Below are 16,822 nucleotides of genomic sequence, written 5' to 3'. Positions count from 1 at the left end.
GACCCGCAGCCGCACGCCACCACCGACTCACACCACCAATTCGTGCGACACCCTCAGCAAGACCAGGTTGGACAGTTCGGTCAGGCCGCCGTCCTCCCAGTGGGTGAGGTGGTGGGCGTGCAGTCCGCGGGTGGCGGCGCAGCCCGGCACCACACAGCAGCGGTCGCGGTGCTCCAGTGCCCGGCGCAGTCGGCGGCTGATGGTGCGGGTGGACCGGCCGGACCCGATCGGCTGGCCGTGACGTTCGAACCACACCTCGCAGATGGCATCGCAGAGCAGGTAGCGCCGCTCATCCTCGGACAGGACGGGGCCCAGGTGCAGTGCGGCTGCTGATTTCTCGACGTCGAGGTGCACCACCACGGTGGTGTGCTGCCCGTGTGGGCGCCGGGCCACGTCGGAATCCCAGCCGGCCTCAACGAGGCTCATCAACGCATCCACCCGCGTCGGGAGCGGGCTGCTGTCCTCGGTATCAGCAGGGTCGGCGGGGTGTTCGGCAATCAGCGCATCGTGATGGGACTGCAGCGCGGCATCGAATTTCGCGGCTTCCAGGCGCGGTAGCCGGATCCGATAGGTGGTGTACCGCTCATCGGTGGAGGTTGTGGTGACCTCGGGTCCTGATTCGGGCGGTGTCTCCGGATTGGGTCGCGGTTCCATCGTGATTGCGGTGCGCAACTGGCTGACGGTGGCCACCGCAGCGAGTTCGGCGTAATGCGCATCGGAGCCGGCGGCGGCGCGTTCGGCGATCACCCCGACCTGATCCAGCGACAGCCGCCCTTCGCGCAGGGCTTCGGTGCAGCGCGGGAACTCCTGCAGCCGCCGTGCGATCGCCACGACGGTCTCGGCGTTACGCGGGGCGACCCCGGTCTTCCAGGCCACCAACGCGGACATGGAGCGCGCGCCGGTCAGGCCGGCGAGCTCCTCGCGCTCAAGCTCGGCGACGATCTGTACCAGGCGCCCGTCGATGGCATTGCGTTGTCCGCACAACTCGGCGATCTCGTCGAACAACACCTCCAGTCGCTGTCCGGCGGCCAAAGATGTTGCAGTGCTGGACATGACACCATTCTCGCATCGAGGTACGACAAGTTCTGACCTCCGCGATGGACCCGGCCCGGATCAGACTGGTAATCGAACAAATGTTCGATTACCCTGGGTCGGGTGGGCTGGCACAACGGACCGCCGACCTGGTCGGAGATGGAGCGGGTACTCTCTGGCCGGTTTCCTCGGCCTGCCGAGGGTGGCGGGCCCCGCCGGATAGAGGCCCCGCCGGGTGACGGCGGGGACAGCCCCGGCTGGTCGCGCAAGCGCGGTGCCTACCGTCCTGCGGATGTCGAACGGGCCCGGTCCAAGATCCCGTACGCCGAACTGCACACGCATTCGGCATACAGCTTCCTGGACGGGGCCAGCACGCCGGAGGAACTCGTCGAGGAAGCGGCCCGGCTTGATCTGCGGGCCATCGCGCTGACCGACCACGACGGCCTCTACGGGGTGGTGCGGTTCGCCGAGGCCGCTCGCGAGCTCAACGTGGCCACGGTGTTCGGGGCTGAACTGTCGCTGGGCATAGGGCCGGGTGCCGGCAGGAATGAAGCTCCCGATCCGCCCGGGCCGCACCTGCTGGTGCTGGCAAGGGGGCCGGAGGGATACCGGCGACTGTCCCGCCAGCTGGCCGCCGCGCATCTGACCGGCGGGGAGAAGGGTAAGCCGCGCTATGACTTCGACGCGCTCACCGAGGCCGCGGGTGGGCACTGGCACATCCTCACGGGCTGCCGCAAAGGGCATGTCCGCCAAGCGTTGTCCGACGGGGGCCCGGACGCGGCCGCGCGCGCATTGGCCGACCTGGTGGACCGGTTCGGACGCGATCGGGTCAGCATCGAGCTGAGTCACCACGGTCATCCGCGCGATCATGAGCGCAATGCCGCGCTGGCCGCATTGGCGCCGCGGTTCGGGGTGGGCGTGGTGGCCACCACCGGTGCGCATTTCGCCGAGCCGTCCCGTGGCCGGCTGGCCATGGCGATGGCAGCCATCCGGTCACGCCACTCGCTGGACTCCGCGGCCGGCTGGCTGGCCCCGCTGGGTGGGGCACATCTGCGCTCGGGAGAGGAGATGGCGCGGCTGTTCGGCCCCGATATCGTCTCGGCGGCAGCGGATCTCGGAGAGCAGTGCACCTTCGAGCTGAGACTCATCGCACCCCGGCTGCCCCCGTTCGCGGTGCCGGACGGGCACACCGAGAACAGCTGGCTGCGCCACCTCGTCGACGCCGGTGCCGCTGAACGCTACGGGTCGCCTGAGCAGGCGCCCAAGGCCTACGCGCAGATTGAGCGCGAACTGAAGATCATCGAACAGTTGAACTTCCCGGGCTATTTCCTTGTGGTGCACGACATCACCCGGTTCTGCCGGGAGAACGACATCCTGTGTCAGGGTCGGGGGTCGGCGGCCAATTCGGCCGTCTGCTACGCCCTCAAGGTCACCAACGTCGATCCCGTCAAGAACGAGTTGTTGTTCGAGCGGTTCTTGTCCCCGGCCCGGGACGGCCCGCCCGATATCGATATCGACATCGAATCGGACCTGCGCGAGAACGCCATCCAGTACGTCTATCAGAAGTACGGGCGGGACTACGCCGCGCAGGTCGCCAATGTCATCACCTACCGGGGGCGCAGTGCGATCCGGGATATGGCGCGTGCCCTGGGTTTCTCGCAAGGGCAGCAGGATGCGTGGAGCAAGCAGATCAGCCGGTGGAACGGGCTGGCCGACTCACCCGATGTCGAGGACATCCCCGAGCAGGTCGTCGACCTGGCCGCCCAGATCTCCAACCTGCCCCGGCATATGGGCATCCACTCCGGCGGCATGGTGATCTGTGATCGTCCGATCGCCGACGTGTGTCCGGTGGAATGGGCCAGGATGGAAAACCGCAGCGTGCTGCAGTGGGATAAAGATGACTGCGCGGCAATAGGTTTGGTGAAGTTCGACATGCTCGGGCTCGGTATGCTCTCGGCCCTGCACTACGCCATCGACCTGGCGGCCGAACACAAGGGGCTCAAGGTCGACCTGGCGCAGCTGGATCTCTCCGAGCCCGCGGTGTACGAGATGTTGCAGCGCGCCGATTCGGTCGGGGTGTTCCAGGTGGAGTCACGGGCCCAGATGGCGACCCTGCCGCGGCTGAAGCCCCGCGAGTTCTACGACCTGGTGGTCGAGGTGGCGCTGATCCGTCCCGGCCCGATCCAGGGCGGGTCGGTGCATCCCTACATCCGGCGGCGCAACGAACTGGAGGAGGTCACCTACGACCACCCGTCGATGGAGCCGGCGCTGAAAAAGACGCTGGGGGTGCCGCTCTTCCAGGAGCAGCTCATGCAGTTGGCGGTCGACTGCGCCGGGTTCAGTGCCGCTGAGGCCGACGAGCTGCGCCGCGCCATGGGCTCCAAACGCTCCACCGAGCGGATGCGCCGACTCCGCAGCCGGTTCTACGACGGGATGCGGGACAAGCACGGCATCACCGGGGATATCGCCGACCGCATCTACGACAAGCTGGAGGCCTTCGCCAATTTCGGTTTCCCGGAAAGTCATTCGCTGAGTTTCGCGTCGCTGGTGTTCTATTCGTCCTGGTTCAAACTGCATCATCCCGCGGTGTTCTGCGCGGCCCTGCTGCGAGCCCAGCCGATGGGGTTCTACTCACCCCAATCGCTGGTGGCCGACGCCCGCAGGCACGGTGTCGCCGTGCACGGTGCGTGCGTCAATGCCAGCCGTCCGCATGCCACCTGCGAGAACGAGGGATCGGACGTGCGGCTCGGGCTCGGCGCCGTCCGGCATATCGGCGACGGGCTGGCGCAGCGCATCGTCGAGGAACGCGAGGCGCACGGACCGTTCGCCTCGCTGCTGGATCTGACTGCACGGGTGCAGTTGTCGGTCCCACAGACCGAGGCGCTGGCCACCGCCGGGGCACTGGACTGTTTCGGGATCTCCCGCCGCGAGGCGTTGTGGTCGGCGGGAGCGGCCGCGACGCAACGCCCGGACCGGCTCCCTGGGGTGGGTGCCTCATCGCGTATCCCGTCGCTGCCCGGGATGACGGAGCTGGAACTCACCGCGGCCGATGTATGGGCGACCGGGGTGTCCCCGCAGCGCTATCCCACCCAGTTCCTGCGGGGGAACTTCGACGAGCTCGGGGTGGTCCCCGCGGGCAGGCTGCTGGAGGTGCCCGACGGGACCCGCATCCTGGTGGCGGGTGCGGTGACGCACCGGCAGCGGCCGGCCACGGCGGCGGGGGTCACGTTCATGAACCTGGAGGACGAGACCGGCATGGTCAACGTGCTGTGCTCGCCTGGAGTGTGGTCGCGGCATCGCAAGCTGGCGCAGACCGCGTCGGCGCTGATCATCCGGGGCATCGTGCAGAACGCGAGCGGGGCGGTCACCGTGGTGGCCGACCGGATGGCGCCGGTGGATCTGCGGGTGGGGTCGCGGTCCCGCGATTTCCGCTGACCGGTGGCTTCCCCCGATCGGGGGACACGCAGTTCACCCGGTGCATCCACCGGTCACCCGACAGATCCCGGGCGTGAACCGGGGCATTCTTGTCTCAACGGCGAAACAAGCCGACAAGACAAACCAAAGCCTCACTCACGCAAAGGATTACGAACATGATCAAGACCCTCGGACTCAGCATCGTCACCGCCGGCATCTTGGGCGCCGGCGCCCTCGGCCTGGCCGGCACCGCCGCCGCGGCCACCACGACCACCACCCCGAGCGGGCCGGGCTACTCCTACAGCCCCGACACCTACGCCCACCCGGCCCCGACCGCCATGCCCGGCTGGCACAACAACCACGGCCCGGCCCGTATCGCGCACCTGCAGAACCGCTGATCAACCACCGAAAGCCTCTTCCCGGACGGGGGAGAGGCTTTCGGTGTGTCAGCCCTCGGTCGGGGTGATCCACACCTGGTCGATGCCGATCTTGATGCGGGTGCTGTACCCGGACATCGCCTCGGTCAGCCCGAACTGTGCGGCGGCCGCCTCGTACTTGGCCCAGTACGGCGCGTCCTCGCGACCGTCGACCCCGTCGGCATCGATCCGGGCGGCGCCACCGATCACGACGATCCCGCCGCCGTGGCCGTCGGAGTCGAGGTTCAGGCTGACCTGCGGGTGGTTGCGGATGTGACGGACCTTGGCCGCACTCGGCGTGGTGTAGACGACGATGTCGGTTCCATCGAAGTAGAACCACACCAGTTTGGGCACCGGCTGGCCGGATTTGGCGACGGTGGTGAGCCAGCCGTAGTCGTCGGTTCTCAGCCGGTCTGCGATATCCGCTGTCAATTCAGTGGTCATGGACGCGAATGTAGTCTCGCGGTATGACACTCAACCTGTCCGCGGACGAAGTCCTCACCACCACGCGTTCGGTGCGCAAGCGTCTCGATTTCGACAAGCCGGTATCCCGCGAGGTGCTGCTCGAATGCCTGGACGTGGCGTTACAAGCACCGACAGGTTCCAATGCCCAAGGCTGGCAATGGGTTTTCATCGAGGACGAGGCAAAGAAGAAGGCCATCGCCGACATCTACCGCACCAACGCCACCCCGTACCTGGCCTCGCCCAAGGATTCCTTCGGTGACGCCCGCGATGAGCAGATCGACGCGGTGCGGTCCTCGGCGAGCTACCTGAACGAGAACATGGAGAAGGCCCCGGTGCTGTTGATCCCGGTCCTGGAGGGCCGGCCCGACGGTGCGCCCGCCGGGCTGAGCGCCTCGTTCTGGGGGTCACTGCTGCCCGCGGTGTGGAGTTTCATGCTCGCGCTGCGCGCCCGCGGACTGGGTTCGGCGTGGACGACACTGCACCTGCTCGGTGACGGCGAGAGGCAAGCCGCCGAACTGCTCGGTATCCCGTTCGAGAAGTACTCGCAGGCCGGCCTGTTCCCGATCGCCTATACCAAGGGCACCGATTTCAAGAAGGCCAAGCGGCTGCCGGCGGAGCAGTTCGCGCACTGGGACACCTGGTAACGGTCATACCGCGCCGTCGAACCCGTGCTGGCGCCACGCCTCGTACGCCGCCACCGCGGCCGCGTTCGACAGATTCAGTGAGCGCCGGCCGTCCAGCATGGGGATACGCACCCGGGCGGTGATATGCGGATCGGCGAGCGTCTGGGCGTCCAGGCCGGTCGGCTCCGGGCCGAACATCAACACATCGCCGGGCTGATAGGACACCTCGGCGAAGGACGTGTCGGCGTGCGCGGTGAAGGCGTACACCGAGGCCGGCATCAGCGCTGCCCACGCCGAGGCCAGGTCGGCATGCACCGTGACCGACGCCAGGTCGTGGTAGTCCAACCCGGCCCGGCGCAGTTTCGGCTCGGACAGATCGAAGCCGAGCGGCTCGACAAGGTGCAGTTCGCAGCCCGTCGCCGCCACCATCCGGATCGCGTTTCCGGTGTTCGGCGCGATCCGGGGTGACACGAACATCACTCTGTACAAAACACTGTATCCTTCCCTCATGTCAAGCAACACGCCAGGTCGGCGCGTCCTCGGGCGCCTCCGGCTGTCGGTGGCGAAAGACGAGTCAACCAGCATCCCGCGCCAGCGGGAGGTGATCGAGCAGTGGGCGACGATGAACGGTCACACCATCGTCGGGTGGGCCGAAGACGTGGACGTCAGCGGCTCAATCGACCCGTTTGAGGCGCCAGCGTTGGGAGAGTGGCTGGACCACCGCGCACCCGAGTGGGACACCCTCTGTGTGTGGAAGCTGGACCGGCTGAGTCGGAACGCCATCCACCTCAACAAGCTGTTCGGGTGGTGTCTGGACCACGACAAGACGGTGGTGTCGTGTTCGGAGTCGATCGACCTTTCGACACCCGTTGGGCGGCTCATCGCCAACGTGATCGCCTTCCTTGCGGAGGGGGAGCTAGAGGCGATCCGGGAGCGGAGTCGCTCGTCCCGAGCCAAGCTACGCGAGCTTGCGCGCTGGCCCGGTGGGAAACCGCCGTACGGGTATCTGACCGTCGACCGGGAAGACGGACCGGGTAAGCGGCTGGTGATCGATCCCGCCGCCTACGCGATCGTGCGGAGGATCGTAGACACCGCACTAGAGGGCGGCTCTCTGACCCGCCTCGCGGCCGAACTGACGGCCGAGGGTATCCGGACACCCGCGCAGTATTACGCGGCGCTGCGCCGCAACCAGCCAGGGATCAAGGTCACCCCCGAGGATGCCCCGGGGAAGTGGCACGTCTCGCCGCTACGGAACATGCTGAGGAACAAAGCCCTCCGTGGTCATGTGCACCACGACGGGCAGACCGTCAGGGACAGTGACGGCCAACCCCTGCTGATGGCTGAGCCGCTCGTCACCGACGACGAGTGGGAGCTCGTGCAAGCTCACTTGGACCGCATCCAAGAATCCCGCCGCAACGCGAAGCGTGCTGACGTGTCTCCGTTGGCAGGTGTGGTGGTCTGCTACTTCTGCGGTTCGCCGTTGCATCACACCGCCCATAGCCCCAAGCGGGGCAGGGACTCATACGCCTACTACAAGTGCCCGAGCAAGTGCACGGCATCGATTCCGGTGGACGAGCTGCTGGAGCTGATGGAGGAGAAATTTCTCGATAAGTACGCGAATCAGCCCCTGAAAGAGCGTGTTTGGGTGCCGGGAGACAGTCGTGAGACGGAACTACGGGAGAACCTCGCGGCGCTCGATGAGCTGACCGCGATGGTGGGGAGATTGTCATCAGCTACCGCGAAGGGCAAGCTGGCGCAGCAGATCGCCGCGGTAGATGCTCGGATAGCCGAGCTGGAATCCGCGCCCGCCCGCGAGGCCCGATGGGAGTACCGGGCGACGGGAGGCACGTACGGGGAAGAGTGGCAACGTTCGACCACCGACGAGCGTCGAGAGATGCTCGTGCGTGCTGGCATGAAGGTGCGCGTGGGTATCTCGCTGGAGGGTCGCCGTTCGAAGTGGAACAGCGGGGCGTGGCAGTTCATCATCGATCAGGACCCCGCTCGTCCGGCTGAAGAGTCCTTCAGCGCAGAGGCGTGAGGGAGCAACTAACAGACCCGCCGCTCACCATGAGCAAGGCGAACCCCTGTTGCCACCCCTCTGTCCGGCGCTTGCCGCGGGTGTCGGCCAGCGTGCCGACCTCCACACCCGTGACGGTTCTGGGGCTGTCGCCGCCGTAGCCGGTGGTGTACGAGCCCATCCCCAACCGGTGGGTATGTCCCATCACGACCGACTTGTTGAACCGCTTGGCGGCGTTCAGCGCGGTGTTACCCGCGATGCGGGAGCCTGGACAGGTGGCTTGACCGGGGATGCTCACCCAACCCGGCGCGATGTCGTACACCTCAGGTAGCTGTACGACACCGGGTATTTTCTCGCCTATATGGACCCCGATGGGCCCGTCGTGCACCTCTCGGAGGGCATCCAGCAGTTTCGTCGCCCCTTCGAAGCAGACGACTTTGTCCGGCCGTAGCTCCGCAACGGACGCCATCAGCCCGGCCAGCGCCCTGGGGGCGATCTTCGGGTCTAGTGCCCCGGTGATTACGATTCGCTCAGTCACCGGGTGAACCTATAAAACCCTTGTACAGCAGGCAATTTCGTGCAATGTCAAACGGCGCTCTCTACCTCCGCACCATCACGTACTCGACGTGAGCCGTCCGTTTGCTGCCGTTGAACACCCGGGGCTCTCCGTCCAAGACGTATCGATCGCCCTGCCAGTCGATCTGGGACTTATTGCCCAGCGGTCCGCCGTGCCACCCCGCGAGGCGGACCCGGTACTTGGACACGGTGCCGTCGCCACCTACGAGGGCGGCGTCGTCAGCGGACGAGATGAACTGAACCACCGCTTTGCACACCACACCAACCGCGGACGGTCGGCCTATGCGGTTCCCGTCGCGGTCGGTAGCCAACTCCTCCGGGAATACGGTTATCGTCTCAGTGCCCTTGTGTAGCAAGCTCATCGGGCACCGAAGCTCGGAGCGAGGACCGACATTCGAGAGGCCCGGACACCGAGGGTCTCCCAGTCCTCGGTGGTGACCTCCAGTCGACCGCTGGCAGCGCTGCGGTCGAACGTGTAGGCGTAATTCCCGTCGCTCTCGCTGTAGTACCCCTCGGGGTTGCGAGCGAGGCGGAGGACGCTGTCAGCTTCGACCTGGATCACGTCGTCGGCGTCCAGGTCGTTCGCGGCCACCCTGGCGTCAAGATCGGGGATACGGCGGCGGATGCGCCTCTCTACGTCCGCGAGGCGGACATCGACAAGGGCGGTCTCTTCGGGCGTCAGTTCCCGGCCCAAGCGGGCCTGAACGTCGGCGGGTGTTGCGTAGGTCATCGGTCCCTCGCTGCGGTGTAAGGCACGCGGCGGCGTGCGGGTTCGTTCTTCCATGTGTCGGCCAGGTGCTCGGTTTGTTCGCAGTTGGTCGATTCGTCGTCATCGGACGGCGGCGCCGGGGGAGGCGACGACCAAGACGACGCATACACGTGGTGGTCATCTGCTTTGGACGCCATCATCCGGGCGCGCATCGCTTCGGCGAAGCTAACGCCGACGAGCGGCTCACCATGGCCGACGCATTCTCGACCGACCAGCGAGCACGGGCATGGCCCGCGCTTCGGTTTCGACTTGCTCAGTCGGTAGGTGGGCCTCATCCCGCTACCTCGGCCACTGACCACTAGTCCTCCTCCCGAACCGCGAAGTTCAACCGGCCTATCAGCTGGGCAAGTAACCCCCGCTGCACCCGCAACTCCGCGATGAGCGGGTTAACCACGGGCTGTTTCGTGGAGCCTTGAACGATCAGCGGTTGGCCTCTCCGGCCCTTCTCAAGATCGTCGATGATGTCTGCTGTGCGGCAGGCATCCTCCAGAATCCGCCGCTTATCCGGGTCATCTTCGAGCTTGCCGAACGAGGCAGTGATGGATTGCCAGAGCTTCTGGCCTTGGTAGTTCAGGCCGTGAGGCATCGCCACTTTACACTCCTAGATGGGCACATTTTCAGCCCGCTTTTATGCCCTGATCAGGGCGTTTAGTCCAAAAATTCAAGTTCCAAAGCCCACAGGGTGGGGCACCCGCATTACTAACCGATAGGGAGACTCCGGGGCAGGGGTATCCCCCGTGGGGGGTCTACGATCGCGGGCATGGCCGAGGGCGACAACGACAACATCACCGAGCGCTACGAGAGCGTCGGTGTGCCGCAGGACTTCCTTCAACACCCCGGCTGGCGTCAACAGGAGTTTGTCCGGGAGACGCTAACCAAAGCAGCGAAAGCGAACGGGGACAGGCTGGTTGAGGTCTCGATCCCCGCAACAGGGAGCTGGACGCTCTACCCGGTCAAGGGAGACCCCTCTGGATACATGATCCAGGTGGCGTTCAAGACAGCGCCAGCCGATAGGCCAGCTGAGGAGTAGGACCCCCCTCCCGGCTTTCGAACGGGAGGGAGGTGCCAAAGACCCTAGCTCAGTGGAGGGCTGACGTACACAGATCCGAGGTCATCGTGAACGGTCCGCATGGGTAGCAGCGTGTCCAGCTCGCTCAGCGGGACGTCTCGGTATTCCGGTGACACGTACAGCATGTAGCGGCTATCAACCATCCTGCCCTGGTTGAATAATGACTCGACGAGGTCGTATGACAAGTCCTCGTTGCCCAGCGAGCGCGCGGTGTGCAACACCAAACCCGCCCGGCGGGCGTAATACTTGAGGCCCCATACGCGTCTGTCTTTGCCTGCTGGGACACCGGGTTTGATCCACGCGTCGATACGCTGTTGGTCACCCACAACGAGCATGTCTTTCGCGAGCAGCTGGAATAGTTCGATCACAGCTTGCCCCGCTGGATCTCGGCCCAACGTTCACGCGGGAACCCGTCCAGCATCGCCAGCCGGTACGTGTCACCGGACACTCGGCGCAGCTCGGTCAGTGCGTCGGAGTAGGCCACAGCCGCGGCCCATAGTTCGGAAGCGCTGCCCGGGATCTCTCGGCATACCACTTCGGCCTTTTGCAACTCGTGGTGAGCCACCGTGCACTGTGTTGAGCAGGTGTCGTATACACCCCGTGCCTTGCGGTAGCAGCCCTCGCGGGCACATGTCTTTTCGTTCAAGTCTGTTCTTTCCCTTCCCTATTGGGGGTAGACAGCAGAGAGCCGCCCCTGTCCGTTCGCAAGGGCGGCACTCTCTGTTGTGTTATTCAGTTGTGGCGGAGCCGTTTACGATCAGGTGGCGTCGTAGAGCCGCACGATCGACTCCGGGTGCAGGAACCCGAAACCCACGCGGGCGATGCCCCGCACGTCGATGGCGTCCTGACGCGGAACGTCGAACCGCTCCATCTCGGTGCCCTGGCGGAGCACGACCTTGGTACGGGTGGAGTCGATACCCCAGGCGAACGTAGCTGCATCAACCTTGGGGTCGGTCAACACCGGGACACCGGCGATGACCGCGCCGTCAGTAGTGAACTGCAACAGACGCTCGTTCGATCCGGTGCCCTTCTTGAGCTTGCTCAGGGTCTCAGCAACAGTCGGGTTCATCACCCATCGGTCGATGTTCGCGCCGACACCCTGGGCCTTGAAGATGGCCGAAATGAACGGGTCCTCGTTGGTGATAGAAGCTCCCGTGTCAACCGTCGAGTAGGCGACAGACAACAGGCCGTTGTTGGCCTTCGGGGTGGTGTTCGCCAGGAACGCCGCATCGATCGAGTTGGCGATCTGGTTAGCGATACCAGCAGCCGCTTGGTCAGCGATCTGCGGATCAGTATCCTTCGCGATTTCGTTGGACAGCGTGACGATGCCGCCGACCTTAGACGGGATGACGACGACCTCACCTGTGGAGCCATCGGTCGGGGTGATCAGTTCCAGCTCGTCCAGCCACGACACAGCCGGGTCGGACACCCACAGCGGGAACTGGACCTTAACCTTGTCGGTACTGAATAGCGTGGCTGCCTTGAACGCAGTGGACTTGGCCTGGATCGCCTTGTTCAGGACCTTGCCGAAGTCTGCCGGGGTCCAGGTGTCAGCGGTGTTTGAATGCTGCATTGCCATGTGATGGTTCTCCTTGGGATGTGTTGTTAGACATGAAAAAAGGACCGACCTCGGGTCAGTCCTCGGGTTTGCCTCTCAGAGGCATGGTGTTAGCGGCCGGGTGGATCGCAGATCAAACCGGCGCTCAGGTCATCCGGTAATGCGCCTGCCTACGCGTGTGCCGCCTGTTCCATGGAACAGATCGACAAACGCGGGCTCTGCCGGAACCGTTGACGGTTCGCTCCACGCCCCTTGCGAGGGGTCGTACGCCCGAGCGTGTTTGCTCATTCCCGGACGCTCCGCGATGATCGCGCCAACATCAGCCGCAACCTTGTAGGGGTCTACGTTGCCGTTCTCGTCCAGGTAATCTACAACGTCGTTGCCGGACAACGTGAAAACGTCCGCAGGATGCGAGAGCCTTTCGGCCGCAAGCCGTTCGATCTCGTTCCGCTGGAGCTGGGATAGGCGGGTCTCCGCGGCGGCTACAGCCTCCCGAGCCTCGTCCCGCTCACGCAGATACCGGGCGTTAGCCTCTGCGAGAGACTTATTCACGTCGGGGGTCACCGGAGTGCCAGGGTCGGTGTGTTCGTCGATCTCCGTGGACGCTGGGCCGGTAATTCCGTTGGCTACGTCGAGCGGGGTGGGTGCGGTCATCCTCAGTTCCTCTTTCCGGTGCGGCCACGCCCAAGCCAGAGGGCGCGCCGTAGTTCCATATCGGGGGTGTCCTCGGGCAGGCCGAGGGTCGCGGCGATCTTCGGTCGCTTGACGGGGTCGTTAACCCACGGGGTGCCGCCCTTGGCGATCACCGCGGCCTCGTAAGGCTGGCCGAACCTCTCCCACCACGAATCGAAGTCCTTGCAATGCGTCATTTTTCATCCCTTCCCTACATTGGCGAGCCCCCGGCCCGGTTGCCGGGGGTCTCGGTGCTCTAACCGCTTAGCGGCGATGCTGGAGCGATTCCTTGTTTTGCTGCGCGCGCATTCCGGCAATCGCGTCGTCCATGTTGGCCACGGTGAAGTTGAATATCGTCTTTGCGCCCGAATCCAGTGCCGCACCGGCGATCTGGGGGATCGCACCGTTGCCGCTGATACCGAGATCCGACATCAGTTGCTGCCCTTGGGCCTTGGCGAAGTCGAGCGGCATGTTGAAGCCCTTCTCCGCCATGCCGTCGAACACGCTGGCCTGGTTCTGGACCTCACCCGTGTACTGCTGCGCGACCTTCAGCTCCTGCTCTTGGACAGCCAGCTTCTTCTTCCGGAGATCCAAAGCGTCGATCTGAGCCTGGATTTCAGCCCGAGCCGCCTTGTCGGCGGTCTGTGCCTTCTCGACGGCCAGGCGCTTCTTCTGGAGTTCCAAGTCCTGCTGCTGAAGATCCAGCTGGGCCTTCATCTCTTTGGTCTCATCCGACATCTTCTGGACGGGGACGGCTCCCGAGATGGCTGACGACGTAGTCGACTTCAGATCCGATGCCGCAGAAGCGAACGACGACATCGCGGACATCGCCGCACCGAAGTTGAAGTTGATCGTCAGGCCGTTCGTGTCTTGGAACACGTCCTTGATGGCCTGCATCAGCGCCTTCGCGGTCTCGACCATGTCGGACTTCTGCGAGTCCATGCCGTTGATGAAGCCCTGGCCGGTGTTCATGCCGTACTCGGCCATCAGCCGAGACGGGGAGTGGATACCGAGGAAGGACGTCACCGCCCCTGCGACCGAGCTGGCCAGTTCCTTGGCCTTGTTCACGGCTGCGGAGATCATCCCGCCGATGCCGTTGATCAGTCCCTGGACGAGGTTCTTGCCCGCGTCGATGCCCGCATGTGCGAGCGTCGAAAGTGCGGTAACAACGCCCGTCGCCATGTCTTGGGCCTTGGTCACGATGTCTGCGACTCCGGACGCGAACGCTGCGCGCCATTCGTCAAGCTTGCTGATCGCGCCAGCGATAGCGGTCACGACGGTCACAGCGACCTGTGACAACGACGTGAGTCCGCCGACAATCGCCGGAATCAACGGCGTGATCCGTTCGATAGCTGACGCCAGTAGCGGGCCAACCGTCTGAGCTAGCTGACTGAAATTGGCCACCAACTCGGGGATCTTCGGGGCAAGGGCATCGACCGCCGTCTTGATCGCACCTCCGAGCGCGGTCGCAATCTGAGTCAGAACCGGACCCAACGCTTGCAGGTTCCCGGTCAGCCCTTCGCCGAGGGCGGACATCAGCGACGTGAAAGCCGGTGTCAGTGCGGTGATTACGGGGCCAAGCTGGCTGCCCAGCGTCCCCACCAGGCCGCCGATGGTCGCGCTGAACGATGTCAGCGCGGGCATGGCCGCGATGAACGCGTCACCGAGACCGTTGATCATCGTCGACAGCGGACCGCCGAGCTGGCCCATGGCGGTCACGCCGGACTCCATCAGCCGGTTGAACAGTCCCAACACCGAGGTCAGAACCTGCGAGAGACCGCCCATAGCGCTCTCGAATGATCCGTTCGACGTGATCCGGTTGACCATGTCGTTGAACCCGGTGGCGAATGTCTGCAACGGGGTAAGCAGCTGCCCGAACGCCGACGCGCCCGAGGACGCGAGTGTGAGGAACGACTGCGTGAACGTGCCGATTGTCGGGGCCAGCTGTGTCAGGAACGTGCCTGTCTGGCCCAAGATCTGTTGCAGCTGAGCTAGTCCGGTTCCCGACGTCGCTACATCCGCGACCCTCTGGAAGATGTCCGAGATGCCGTTAGCGACGGACTTCATGCCCGTATCCAGCACCGGGAACACCGACTTGAGCTGATCGAAGATCGGGGTAAACCGCTGCTCGAATACACCGGACACCGACGCTTTGAGTGCGTCGAACTGCGGGTTTGAGCGTCTCGGCGGACTTCTTGATCCCGTCGAGGCCGAGCGCGATAGCGCCCGCGGTTGCCCCGAAACCGGCTGCCAACGAGGGCAGACCGGCCAACAGGCCCGCAATCAACGCCGTGGCCGGAGCCAGAGCAGCGGCGATAGCGGCTGCAAGTGCCGGGCCGCGACTGGCCAACGCGCCGAGCGAAGACCCTGCGCTTGAGGCTGAATCGCTGATACCGGCCATCGCCTTGGTGAGCGAGCCGGAAAGCCGACCGATCTGGTTGCGATCGATCCCGACGTTGATGTCCACGCCGCGGGCTGCCTGCCCACGCATGTTGGCTATGAGGGCGCGGAATTCGGTCCGGGCCTGTGACGCGTCCAGGCCAGCGTCCACCGCAATCTCTGCGGACAGCTGGCGCTCGACCTCGCCGAGCTTCTGTCGGAGCCGCTCGCGGAACTTGGTTGTGTTGGGGACGACCCGGATTGAGATCCGGCCGACTTCCTTGCCACCTGATCCATCTGCCAAAGGGGGTCACCTCCTTTCAGAGGGCATGAAAAAAGGCCCCAGCGTCGCCGCTGGAGCCCGAAGGGGTAGTGGTTGGTATCTCTGTGTGGGTCAGCCCGCCAAACGGAGCTGTTGGCGGTCCGGGTCGTCTCTGTCGTGGACGACAGACCCGGCCGCGATGAGTCGGAGAACTAGTGCGGTGTTCTCGTGGGCGGGTAGGCCCGTGATGCCTTGCACCCGTTGCGGGTGAATCGGCCCGGACGCCAGCGCGTCGAGTAGAAGACGCTCATGGTCGACCGGCGGCGGGATTGCCCAAGGGCCCGGCTCCCCTCGTGGGTGAGGGGAGTAACTCCCCTCGTGAGTGAGGGGGGTCGAAACCTGTGCTGTTGCAGTGGGTGGAAGATCATTCCCACCTGACCCCCAAGGGTCAGAGTGGTTATTTATAGAACCACCCTTGATGGGTGGTTCCTGGATAGTTACCTGAGTAGTTAGGCGGGCACTGGTGAGGGGAGTACCCCCCTCGTGAGTGAGGGGGGTTGTCCTCGTGGCTGTGGGGAGTTGGTCTGTGACTCCCCTCGTAAGTGAGGGGAGTGTGCCCTGTGTGCTTGTCGGACTCCCCTCGGCAGGGAGGGGAGTCGGAACGGCGAGTCGGTAGAGAGTCGAACTCTTGAAGGAGCTCCCTTTTTCGACCACCACGAGCCAACCGGCGTCAACGTTCTTCTGAACGTGCCTCCGCACCGTCTCCACCGCCGAGCCCGTCACGCGGGCCAGTGTTGACTGCGACGGGTAGCAAGTCAGGTCGTTGAAGTCCGCGTAGGAGTACAACGCGGCCATCGTGGCTTTGGTGTGCCTAAGCCCTCTGTCCTCGTTTCGGAAGTAGAGCCGCGACCACTCGAATGCGTTCACTCGCCCGCCGCGGCGCGCAGAGCCTCCAGCTCGGAGCGGAGCTGTTCGACCTCTGCCCCAAGACGCTCAGCCTCCCGCCGCGCGGCGTTGCGCTGTGTGCGGCTGCGCTTGCACTCTGTGCGAAGTCCAGCGATGTAGTCGATTGTCTCCGGGGGGAGACCGTTAAGTGTGAATGCCATTGCATGCCTTTCCCATCGTGGGTTGACCCGCCATCTAGGCGGGGTGCTCCATCATTTGACGGAAGTCTTTATGCGAGTGGCTAACTCGCTGGTCGCTGCCAGATTCAAAGCAGTGGCCTCGTTGATCAGCTGCCGCAGAAGCGCGGCCTGATCTCTGATCTTCTGTTGGTGCCTGCGGTTGTTCTCCCGCTGGCACGCGGCGCAACCGCCGTTCGGTCGGCGGTCCTGGGAAGACCGGATGACGTGTCGCCCGCTACGGCAACGTGTTTCGGTCATGTTCATCTCGTTTCGATACACGGATCGGTAAGTGGTCAAAAAGAAGGCCCCCGGTGGGCGAACACCGGGGGCGATCTCAGAGAGGAAAGAGCGAAACGCTCTCTACCCGCTGTGGCTGTTCCAAGGCCAGCGGGAAGCTACAGCCGCCACCACAGCTGAACGGGACGGTGACGGCAGAGGCGGACTTG

General features: G+C 64.7%; 20 protein-coding genes. 5 read left to right on the top strand and 15 right to left on the bottom strand.

Translation table 11 applies throughout. The features are described from left to right. Positions 1 to 27: 27 nt before the first annotated feature. Positions 28 to 1,053: an HNH endonuclease signature motif containing protein gene (locus tag QN239_RS25850; RefSeq protein ID WP_499014714.1), complete on the bottom strand. Its 1,026-nt coding sequence runs from the start codon at positions 1,051 to 1,053 to the stop codon at positions 28 to 30. Between the two features lie 102 nt (positions 1,054 to 1,155). On the opposite strand from QN239_RS25850, the gene QN239_RS25845 reads away from it, so the two are divergent. Both QN239_RS25845 and QN239_RS25840 read left to right on the top strand, forming a co-directional pair. After that, positions 1,156 to 4,467, top strand: coding sequence for an error-prone DNA polymerase (locus QN239_RS25845; protein WP_499014713.1), 3,312 nt, complete (start codon positions 1,156 to 1,158; stop codon positions 4,465 to 4,467). 155 nt (positions 4,468 to 4,622) lie between these two features. Continuing rightward, positions 4,623 to 4,844 carry a hypothetical protein gene (locus tag QN239_RS25840; RefSeq protein WP_499014711.1) on the top strand — a complete coding sequence of 74 codons (222 nt, stop codon included), beginning with the start codon at positions 4,623 to 4,625 and terminating at the stop codon, positions 4,842 to 4,844. A 48-nt stretch (positions 4,845 to 4,892) separates the two neighbouring features. Here QN239_RS25840 and QN239_RS25835 read toward each other — a convergent pair whose 3' ends face one another. Further along, positions 4,893 to 5,306 carry a TIGR03667 family PPOX class F420-dependent oxidoreductase gene (locus QN239_RS25835; protein ID WP_499014709.1) on the bottom strand — a complete coding sequence of 138 codons (414 nt, stop codon included), beginning with the start codon at positions 5,304 to 5,306 and terminating at the stop codon, positions 4,893 to 4,895. A 23-nt stretch (positions 5,307 to 5,329) separates the two neighbouring features. On the opposite strand from QN239_RS25835, the gene QN239_RS25830 reads away from it, so the two are divergent. Continuing rightward, positions 5,330 to 5,971 (top strand): nitroreductase family protein, encoded by a 642-nt coding sequence (locus QN239_RS25830; protein WP_499014708.1) that lies wholly within the window; start codon positions 5,330 to 5,332, stop codon positions 5,969 to 5,971. Between the two features lie 3 nt (positions 5,972 to 5,974). On the opposite strand, the gene QN239_RS25825 is transcribed toward QN239_RS25830, so the two are convergent. Then, on the bottom strand, positions 5,975 to 6,439 hold the full coding sequence (locus QN239_RS25825) for a tRNA (cytidine(34)-2'-O)-methyltransferase (RefSeq protein WP_499014706.1): 465 nt from the start codon (positions 6,437 to 6,439) through the stop codon (positions 5,975 to 5,977). 19 nt (positions 6,440 to 6,458) lie between these two features. On the opposite strand from QN239_RS25825, the gene QN239_RS25820 reads away from it, so the two are divergent. Beyond that, positions 6,459 to 7,988 carry a recombinase family protein gene (locus QN239_RS25820; protein WP_499014704.1) on the top strand — a complete coding sequence of 510 codons (1,530 nt, stop codon included), beginning with the start codon at positions 6,459 to 6,461 and terminating at the stop codon, positions 7,986 to 7,988. On the opposite strand, the gene QN239_RS25815 is transcribed toward QN239_RS25820, so the two are convergent. The 4 genes from QN239_RS25815 to QN239_RS25800 form a co-directional block, all read right to left on the bottom strand. After that, a complete protein-coding gene (locus QN239_RS25815) occupies positions 7,972 to 8,505 on the bottom strand; it encodes a hypothetical protein (protein ID WP_499014702.1) in 534 nt (177 codons plus the stop codon). The two genes, QN239_RS25820 and QN239_RS25815, sit on opposite strands and share 17 nt — an antisense overlap. Before the next feature lie 61 nt (positions 8,506 to 8,566). Further along, on the bottom strand, positions 8,567 to 8,788 hold the full coding sequence (locus tag QN239_RS25810) for a hypothetical protein (RefSeq protein ID WP_499014700.1): 222 nt from the start codon (positions 8,786 to 8,788) through the stop codon (positions 8,567 to 8,569). A gap of 113 nt (positions 8,789 to 8,901) precedes the next feature. Continuing rightward, positions 8,902 to 9,273, bottom strand: a complete 372-nt coding sequence (locus QN239_RS25805) for a Gp19/Gp15/Gp42 family protein (RefSeq protein ID WP_499014699.1) — start codon at positions 9,271 to 9,273, stop codon at positions 8,902 to 8,904. 337 nt (positions 9,274 to 9,610) lie between these two features. Then, positions 9,611 to 9,904, bottom strand: coding sequence for a hypothetical protein (locus tag QN239_RS25800; RefSeq protein ID WP_499014697.1), 294 nt, complete (start codon positions 9,902 to 9,904; stop codon positions 9,611 to 9,613). 168 nt (positions 9,905 to 10,072) lie between these two features. Between QN239_RS25800 and QN239_RS25795 the strand changes: the two genes are divergently transcribed. Beyond that, on the top strand, positions 10,073 to 10,342 hold the full coding sequence (locus QN239_RS25795) for a hypothetical protein (protein WP_499014695.1): 270 nt from the start codon (positions 10,073 to 10,075) through the stop codon (positions 10,340 to 10,342). 44 nt (positions 10,343 to 10,386) lie between these two features. Here QN239_RS25795 and QN239_RS25790 read toward each other — a convergent pair whose 3' ends face one another. The 8 genes from QN239_RS25790 to QN239_RS25755 form a co-directional block, all read right to left on the bottom strand. Next, the gene (locus QN239_RS25790; RefSeq protein ID WP_499014694.1) at positions 10,387 to 10,749 is read right to left on the bottom strand and encodes a hypothetical protein; all 363 of its coding nucleotides are present in this window, start codon (positions 10,747 to 10,749) and stop codon (positions 10,387 to 10,389) included. Then, positions 10,746 to 11,027, bottom strand: a complete 282-nt coding sequence (locus QN239_RS25785; RefSeq protein WP_499014692.1) for a hypothetical protein — start codon at positions 11,025 to 11,027, stop codon at positions 10,746 to 10,748. Before QN239_RS25785 ends, QN239_RS25790 begins: the two co-directional genes overlap by 4 nt. Positions 11,028 to 11,138: 111 nt before the next feature. Then, complete coding sequence (locus QN239_RS25780; RefSeq protein WP_499014691.1) at positions 11,139 to 11,960, bottom strand: phage major capsid protein; 822 nt, start codon at positions 11,958 to 11,960, stop codon at positions 11,139 to 11,141. A gap of 129 nt (positions 11,961 to 12,089) precedes the next feature. Next, positions 12,090 to 12,593 (bottom strand): hypothetical protein, encoded by a 504-nt coding sequence (locus tag QN239_RS25775; protein WP_499014689.1) that lies wholly within the window; start codon positions 12,591 to 12,593, stop codon positions 12,090 to 12,092. A gap of 2 nt (positions 12,594 to 12,595) precedes the next feature. Next, positions 12,596 to 12,808 (bottom strand): hypothetical protein, encoded by a 213-nt coding sequence (locus QN239_RS25770; protein WP_499014687.1) that lies wholly within the window; start codon positions 12,806 to 12,808, stop codon positions 12,596 to 12,598. Positions 12,809 to 12,875: 67 nt separating this feature from the next. Next, positions 12,876 to 14,756 (bottom strand): phage tail protein, encoded by a 1,881-nt coding sequence (locus tag QN239_RS25765; RefSeq protein ID WP_499014686.1) that lies wholly within the window; start codon positions 14,754 to 14,756, stop codon positions 12,876 to 12,878. Next, positions 14,662 to 15,078, bottom strand: a complete 417-nt coding sequence (locus QN239_RS25760; protein ID WP_499014685.1) for a hypothetical protein — start codon at positions 15,076 to 15,078, stop codon at positions 14,662 to 14,664. The genes QN239_RS25765 and QN239_RS25760 overlap by 95 nt, the downstream gene beginning before the upstream one ends. Positions 15,079 to 15,384: 306 nt before the next feature. Further along, positions 15,385 to 16,107 (bottom strand): helix-turn-helix domain-containing protein, encoded by a 723-nt coding sequence (locus QN239_RS25755; RefSeq protein ID WP_499016969.1) that lies wholly within the window; start codon positions 16,105 to 16,107, stop codon positions 15,385 to 15,387. Positions 16,108 to 16,822 lie beyond the last annotated feature (715 nt).

Source organism: Mycolicibacterium sp. Y3, assembly GCF_051188035.1.
Taxonomy (GTDB): Bacteria; Actinomycetota; Actinomycetes; order Mycobacteriales; family Mycobacteriaceae; genus Mycobacterium; species Mycobacterium fluoranthenivorans.
The sequence above is the reverse complement of the archived record's forward strand: the minus strand, read 5'-3'. Positions and strand labels throughout refer to the sequence as shown.

Excerpts from the sequence above, each read along its gene's own strand:
- QN239_RS25850 (WP_499014714.1), bottom strand. The coding sequence starts at position 1,053 with ATGTCCAGCACTGCAACATCTTTGGCCGCCGGACAGCGACTGGAGGTG.
- QN239_RS25840 (WP_499014711.1), top strand. The coding sequence starts at position 4,623 with ATGATCAAGACCCTCGGACTCAGCATCGTCACCGCCGGCATCTTGGGC.
- QN239_RS25835 (WP_499014709.1), bottom strand. The coding sequence starts at position 5,306 with ATGACCACTGAATTGACAGCGGATATCGCAGACCGGCTGAGAACCGAC.
- QN239_RS25830 (WP_499014708.1), top strand. The coding sequence starts at position 5,330 with ATGACACTCAACCTGTCCGCGGACGAAGTCCTCACCACCACGCGTTCG.
- QN239_RS25820 (WP_499014704.1), top strand. The coding sequence starts at position 6,459 with ATGTCAAGCAACACGCCAGGTCGGCGCGTCCTCGGGCGCCTCCGGCTG.
- QN239_RS25805 (WP_499014699.1), bottom strand. The coding sequence starts at position 9,273 with ATGACCTACGCAACACCCGCCGACGTTCAGGCCCGCTTGGGCCGGGAA.
- QN239_RS25795 (WP_499014695.1), top strand. The coding sequence starts at position 10,073 with ATGGCCGAGGGCGACAACGACAACATCACCGAGCGCTACGAGAGCGTC.
- QN239_RS25780 (WP_499014691.1), bottom strand. The coding sequence starts at position 11,960 with ATGGCAATGCAGCATTCAAACACCGCTGACACCTGGACCCCGGCAGAC.
- QN239_RS25775 (WP_499014689.1), bottom strand. The coding sequence starts at position 12,593 with ATGACCGCACCCACCCCGCTCGACGTAGCCAACGGAATTACCGGCCCA.
- QN239_RS25770 (WP_499014687.1), bottom strand. The coding sequence starts at position 12,808 with ATGACGCATTGCAAGGACTTCGATTCGTGGTGGGAGAGGTTCGGCCAG.
- QN239_RS25755 (WP_499016969.1), bottom strand. The coding sequence starts at position 16,107 with ATGGCCGCGTTGTACTCCTACGCGGACTTCAACGACCTGACTTGCTAC.